6 protein-coding genes are annotated in these 6,291 nt (G+C 71.0%); 1 reads left to right on the forward strand and 5 read right to left on the reverse strand.

Features of this window, described 5'->3' with window-relative positions:
* Positions 1-105: 105 nt before the first annotated feature.
* The 5 genes from ASF38_RS09040 to ASF38_RS09060 all read right to left on the reverse strand — a co-directional run bounded on the left by ASF38_RS09040 (position 106) and on the right by ASF38_RS09060 (position 5,038).
* Positions 106-1,134 carry a LacI family DNA-binding transcriptional regulator gene (locus tag ASF38_RS09040; RefSeq protein ID WP_235497580.1) on the reverse strand — a complete coding sequence of 343 codons (1,029 nt, stop codon included), beginning with the start codon at positions 1,132-1,134 and terminating at the stop codon, positions 106-108.
* Between the two features lie 10 nt (positions 1,135-1,144).
* Positions 1,145-2,466, reverse strand: a 1,322-nt coding sequence (locus ASF38_RS09045) for a glycoside hydrolase family 1 protein (RefSeq protein ID WP_255353824.1), incomplete at its 5' end; no start/stop codon positions are given.
* Between the two features lie 42 nt (positions 2,467-2,508).
* On the reverse strand, positions 2,509-3,333 hold the full coding sequence (locus tag ASF38_RS09050; protein WP_082480638.1) for a carbohydrate ABC transporter permease: 825 nt from the start codon (positions 3,331-3,333) through the stop codon (positions 2,509-2,511).
* A complete protein-coding gene (locus ASF38_RS09055; RefSeq protein ID WP_200914473.1) occupies positions 3,330-4,286 on the reverse strand; it encodes a carbohydrate ABC transporter permease in 957 nt (318 codons plus the stop codon). The genes ASF38_RS09050 and ASF38_RS09055 overlap by 4 nt, the downstream gene beginning before the upstream one ends.
* Positions 4,283-5,038, reverse strand: a complete 756-nt coding sequence (locus ASF38_RS09060; RefSeq protein ID WP_162237332.1) for an extracellular solute-binding protein — start codon at positions 5,036-5,038, stop codon at positions 4,283-4,285. Before ASF38_RS09060 ends, ASF38_RS09055 begins: the two co-directional genes overlap by 4 nt.
* A 529-nt stretch (positions 5,039-5,567) precedes the next feature.
* On the opposite strand from ASF38_RS09060, the gene ASF38_RS09065 reads away from it, so the two are divergent.
* On the forward strand, positions 5,568-6,291 hold a 724-nt coding region (locus tag ASF38_RS09065), incomplete at its 3' end, for an ABC transporter ATP-binding protein (protein ID WP_369815189.1).

Genomic DNA, 6,291 nt, shown 5'->3' on the forward strand with positions numbered 1-6,291 from the left:
TGAGGGTCGGTCCGCCGTCGAACAGAAAGTCGGCCGCGACGTCGATGAGCAGGCTCGGGTCGAACGCTGGCTGGTCGGACGTGCTCACGCCCGCATCGTAGGGGCTCAGGCGCTGTCGCGGGAGACCAACGCGGGAGGGAAGACGACCTGCTCGGCCTCGCGCTCCCCGACGTCGGCGAGCTGGTCGAGCAGCAGCCGGGTGGCCCGTTCCACCATCTCGCCGACCGGGTTGCGCACCGTGGTGAGGGTCGGCGAGGTCCGCTCAGCCACCTCGAGGTCGTCGTAGCCGACCACGGCGACGTCGCCGGGGACGCTGCGACCCGCCTCGGCGAGGGCGCGCAGGGCGCCCGCCGCCATCAGGTCCGAGGCGGCGAACAGGCCGTCGAGGTCGGGGTGCTCGGCGAGCAGCGCGCGACCCGCGGCAAGACCCCCGGACTCGGTGAAGTCGCCGCGCCGCACGGCCGAGGCCGACAGACCGGCGCCCTCCACGACCTCGCACCACCCGGCGAGCCGGTCGGCGCCCGCGGCCATGTCCGCCGGTCCGGCGATCGTCGCGAGCCGGCGCCGACCGCCGTCGAGCAGACGCTGCGCCGCGAGCCGTCCACCCGCGACGTTGTCGGTGTCGACCCACGACAGGGTCCGCACCGCGGCCCAGGGCCGGCCCACGAAGACCGCCGGGAGGCCGAGGCCGCTGAGGTGCTCGGCCAGCCGGTCGTGCCGGTGGTGCGAGACGACGAGGGCGCCGTCGATGTTGCGTCGGCTCAGGTACCGCAGGAGGCGGCCCTCCTCGCCGGGGCGGGCGAGCAGCAGCACGAGCTGCAGGTCGCGCTCGTCGAGCACGCGGTTCACGCTGCGCAGCGTGTGGCCGAAGAACGGGTCCGCGAACACGCGCTCGTCGGGCTCCGGCACCACGAGCGCGACCGAGTCGGTGCGACGCGTCACGAGGCTGCGCGCGGCCGGGTTGGGCCGGTAGCCCAGGGTGCGGACCGCGTCCTCGACGGCGGTCAGCGCCCGTGGCGACACCCGATGACCGCCGTTGATGGCGCGCGACGCGGTGGCGCGCGAGACGCCCGCGAGCCGGGCGACCTCGTCGAGCGTCGGGGCACCCCCGGGTGCCGTCAGGTCCTCGCTCACCTGTCGCACGTTAGAGGATCCCCTGCGCCGCCACGCGGGAGTACCAGAGAGCGCTCGACTTGGGCGTGCGCTGCTGGGTCTCGTAGTCGACGTGCACGATGCCGAACCGCTGGTCGTAGCCGTAGGCCCACTCGAAGTTGTCGAGCAGCGACCACACGAAGTAGCCGCGCACGTCGACCCCCTTCTCGATCGCCGCGTGGACCGCCCGCAGGTGTCCGGCCACGAACGCCAGGCGCTCGGGGTCGTCGACCGTGCCGTCGTCGGCCACGACGTCGGGGTAGGCGGCGCCGTTCTCGGTCACGTACACGGCCGGCAGGTCGTAGTCGTCGTTCAGCGCGACGAGCAGGTCGGTGAGTCCCTCGGGCTGGACCTCCCAGTCCAGACCGGTCACGGGCAGTCCCCGCCGCGGGAAGGTGATCGCCTCGCCACCGGGGTAGGGCGACGTGGTCTCCCGGGAGGGGTGGCGGATGCGGGAGCCGAGGAGGTCGGCGTCGCGGTGAGGACGGCCGGACGCCGCGTCGCCGTGGTAGTAGTTCACGCCGAGCACGTCGATCGGTGCACCGATGAGCGCGAGGTCGCCGTCACGGATCGCCGACTGCCACGGGTGACCGCGCCAGCACAGCCCGTCGGTGAGCTGGTGGATCTCCTCGGCGTAGGACCCGCGCAGGATCGGGTCGAGGAACACCCGGTTGAACAGGTGCTCGACCCGGTGCGACGCGGCCACGTCGGCCGGCTCGGTCGGGTCGAAGGGCTCCGGCACGGTGAGGTTGAGCGTGATGCCCACCTGCCCGCCCTCGCGCCCGTCGACCCCGCGGCGGCGCAGCTCGTCGACGACCAGGCCGTGGCCGAGCATCAGGTGGTGCGCGGCCACGAGGCCCGCCACGCCCTCCTGCCGTCCGGGCGCGTGCTGGCCGCCGGTGTAGCCGAGGAAGGCCGAGCACCACGGCTCGTTCAGCGTGGTCCAGTAGGGCACGCGGTCGCCGAGGGCGTCGTGCAGCGTGAGGGCGTACTCGGCGAACCGGTGCGCGGTGTCGCGGTTCGTCCAGCCGCCGGCGTCCTCGAGCACCTGCGGCAGGTCCCAGTGGTAGAGCGTCACCCACGGGGTGATGCCCCGGTCGAGCAGCGTGTCCACGAGCCGGGCGTAGAAGTCGACACCGCGCTGGTTCGGCTCCCTGCCGTCGGGCCGGACGCGTGCCCACGACGTGGAGAAGCGGTAGGCGTCGAGGTTGAGCGACGCCATGATGTCGACGTCCTCCTCGACCCGGTGGTAGTGGTCGCACGCGGCGTCACCGGTGTCGCCGTCGAGCACGGCTCCCGGGACCCGCGCGAAGGNGGCCGCGCCCCAGAGGAAGCTGGAGGGGAAAGATGTCTCGGTCATCCCTTGACGGCTCCTTGCATGATGCCGGCGACGAGCTGTCGGCCGGCGAGGACGAACAGGATCAGGAGGGGCACCGTCGACATGGCCGACCCCGCGAGCACCAGGGCGTAGTCGGTCGACTGCCCCTGCCCGGTCAGGGCCAGCCGGTCGAGCGCCAGCTGCAGGGTCTCGGTGCGCTGCAGCGCGACGAGCGGCCACAGGTAGTCGGTCCAGACCGTCATGAACGTGAAGACGAACAGGATCGCCATCGCGGGCCGCCCCGCCGGGACCGCCACCGTCCAGAAGGTGCGCAGCATCGAGCAGCCGTCCATGCGGGCGGCCTCGAGCAGCTCGTCGGGCACGGCGTCCACCAGGTACTGACGCATGAAGAACACGCCGAAGGCCGTCACCAAGGTGGGCAGCGCCACCGCGACGAGCGTGTCGAGCAGCGCGTAGTCGCGCATCAGGATGAACAGCGGCACCATGGCCAGCTGCGTCGGCACGGCCATCGTCAGCACCACGAAGCCCATGAGCGCGTTGCTGCCGCGGAACCGCAGCTTGGCGAAGGCGTAGCCGGCGAGCGTGGAGAAGAACACCACGGACGTCGCGCACGCCGTGGACACGACGAGGCTGTTCACCATGGCCTGCCAGAACTCGACGGTGTCGAGCACGCGTGCGGCGTTCTCGAGGAAGTGCCCGCCGGGCAGCAGGGGCGGCGGGAACGAGGTGGCGCGCTCCCGCGTGTGGGAGCCGATGACGACGGACCAGTAGAGCGGCAGGGCGGAGCCGATGACGAACGCGGCCAGCAGGCCGTAGGTGACGAAGCCCGGACGCCTGCTCATCGCTCGCTCCTTCGGGTGGCTGCTCGGACGACGAGGAAGTTGACCAGCGCGATCGCGACGATCACGAGGAACAGCACCCAGGCGGCCGCGGAGGCACGTCCGTAGAACTGGTCCTCGATCCCGCGGGCGTACACGTAGAGCGTCGTCGTCATGTACTGCTGGCTCGGGCCGCCCTCGCGGGCCGGGGTGTCGTCGAAGAGCCGCGGCTCGGTGAAGATCTGCAGCCCGCCGATCGTGCTGGTGACGATGACGAAGATCATCGTCGGGCGCAGCAGCGGAAGCGTGACGGAGAAGAACTGGCGGACCCGACCGGCGCCGTCGAGTGCGGCCGCCTCGTAGAGGTCGCGCGGGATGGCCTGCATGGCGGCCAGGAAGATGAGCGCGTTGTACCCGGTCCAGCGCCAGTTGACCATGCCGGCGATGGCCACGTGGCTCCACAGCCGCTCGACGTGCCAGCGGATCGGCTCGAGGCCCAGCTCGGTGAGGGCGGCGTTCACGAGGCCGTAGCGGTCGGCGAACAGGCTGCCGAAGATCAGGACCGCCGCGGTCGGGGCCACCACGAAGGGCAGCAGCACGCTCATGCGCCACAGCCCGCTGGCCCGCAGCCGGGTGCTCAGCAGCGCGGCGACCAGAACCGCGATGACGACCTGCGGGATCGTCGACAGCACGAAGATGCTGAAGGTGTTGACCATGGACTTGCGGAACACCGGGTCGGCGAGGACGAACCGGAAGTTGTCGAGGCCGACGAACTCACCGCGCGAGTACGCGAGCCGGTCCCAGTCGTGCACGGCGAGGAAGCCGGTGTAGACGAGGGGGAAGAGGCCGACGAGCCCGAACAGGACGAAGAAGGGCGAGACGTAGAGGTACGGCGCCAGGCGCACGTCCCACTGGGACCGCCGCGCCCGGCGGAGGAGACGTCGCTCCTCCACCGGGCGCTCGAGGGTCGTGGTCACTGGAGCGCCTTCACCTCCGAGACGAACGAGGCCCACGACTCGTCGGGGTCGGTGCCCTGGTCGACCCGGTTGATGGCGTCCTGGAACTTGGTCAGGATGTCGGAGTAGAGCGGTCCGTGGAACGGCTGCACGTCGATCGCGTCGGCGCGCGAGGAGAAGATCTCACCGACCGGCGCGTCGTTGAAGTACTCGTCGGTCACCGACAGCAGGTCGGGGCTCTCGAGCGCCTCCACCTGCGACGGGAAGTTGCCGAGGGTCTCGAAGATCGTCAGCTGCTGCTCCGGCGCCGTGATCCAGGCGGCGAACTCGCGGGCCGCGTCCTGCTTCTTCGACGTCTGCGGGACCGCGAGGTAGGAGCCGCCCCAGTTGCCGCCACCGCCGGGGAAGACGTCGGCGATGTCCCACACGACGCCGTCGGGGGCGGGGTCGCCGGTGTTGTCCTTGATGGGGTTGCGCATCCAGCCCGGGCACGGGATCGTCGCGAAGCCGTCGCGCGCGAAGCCGGCGTTCCAGTCGTCGCTCCACTGCGCCGTCTGCGTCGAGAGGGAGTCGGAGCGGCTCGTGACGGTCTCCCAGACCTCCTTGAGCTCGGCGTTGTCGACGTCGACCGTGCCGTCCTCCTGCTCGAACGGGAACTCGACCTGGTTGAGCATGGCCTGGGCGATCGAGCCGGAGGCGTCGTACCAGGCGACGTCGGGGCTGGCCTTCGTGAACTTCTCGCCGAGGGCGAAGTAGTCGTCCCAGGTGGACATCAGGGCGGCCACCTCCTCGCGGTCGCTCGGCAGGCCGGNCCTCCTTCTCCTTGAAGTCGAGCCAGCGGCCCTTCACGTCGTCGCTGGCGAGGTCGACCCAGCGATCGGGCGCGGCGACGATCGCGGGCATGAAGTCGCCCTCGACCGCCACGACGTCGGGCAGGCCGGTGCCGGCCTGGAGCATGGTGTTGAGCTCGTTCTTCCAGTCGTCCCACTTGGAGACCTTGGTCTGCTTGACCGGGGTGTCGGGGTTGTCCTCGTTCCACTGCTTCACGAGGTCGTCGTAGCCGAACTCCCCGAACGTGGTGAGCTCGATGGTGCCGGTGGCGTCGTCGTCGCCGCCGCCACCACCGCAGGCGGCGGTCAGGCCGAGGGCGGCCGTGGCCAGCCCGAGGGCGAGTCGGTGGGTGGTCTTGCGCACGATGGTCTCCTGGGGGCGGGGTGGGGAAACACCCCTCGCCCGGCGGGGNCACCACAAAATAGATGGAAGCGCTTCCACTTCGGCCCACGATGTGATCCACTGTGAGCCATGACACAGGTGCGGTACGTCCAGGCCAGACACACGTACCCGGGTGCCGAGCGCCCGGCCGTGGCCGACCTCGACCTCACGGTCGACGACGGCGAGCTGCTCGTGCTCGTCGGTCCGTCGGGCTGCGGGAAGTCCACGTCGCTGCGGATGCTGGCCGGGCTCGAGGAGATCAGCGGCGGCAGCATCTGGATCGGCGACAGGGACGTGACCCACGTGGCGCCGAAGGACCGCGACATCGCCATGGTCTTCCAGACCTACGCCCTGTACCCCCACCTGAGCGTGGGCGAGAACATGGCGTTCGCCCTCAAGGTCGCCGGCGTCCCAAAGAGCGAGCGCGCCGCACGGGTGGCCGAGGCCGCCACCATGCTGGACCTGACGAAGGTCCTCGACCGCAAGCCCAAGGCCCTCTCCGGTGGCCAGCGCCAGAGGGTCGCGATGGGCCGGGCGATCGTGCGGCAGCCGCAGGTGTTCTGCATGGACGAGCCGCTCTCGAACCTCGACGCCAAGCTGCGGGTCTCGACCCGGACCCAGATCTCGGCCCTGCAGCGTCGCCTCGGCACCACGACCGTCTACGTCACCCACGACCAGGTCGAGGCGATGACCATGGGCGACCGGGTCGCCGTGCTGAACGACGGCGTGCTGCAGCAGGTCGACACCCCGCTCGCGCTGTTCGACCGGCCGGCGAACCTGTTCGTCGCCGGCTTCATCGGGTCGCCGTCGATGA

Origin of the sequence: Aeromicrobium sp. Leaf272, assembly GCF_001422865.1 — a bacterium.
In the GTDB taxonomy this organism is placed as follows: Bacteria; Actinomycetota; Actinomycetes; order Propionibacteriales; family Nocardioidaceae; genus Aeromicrobium.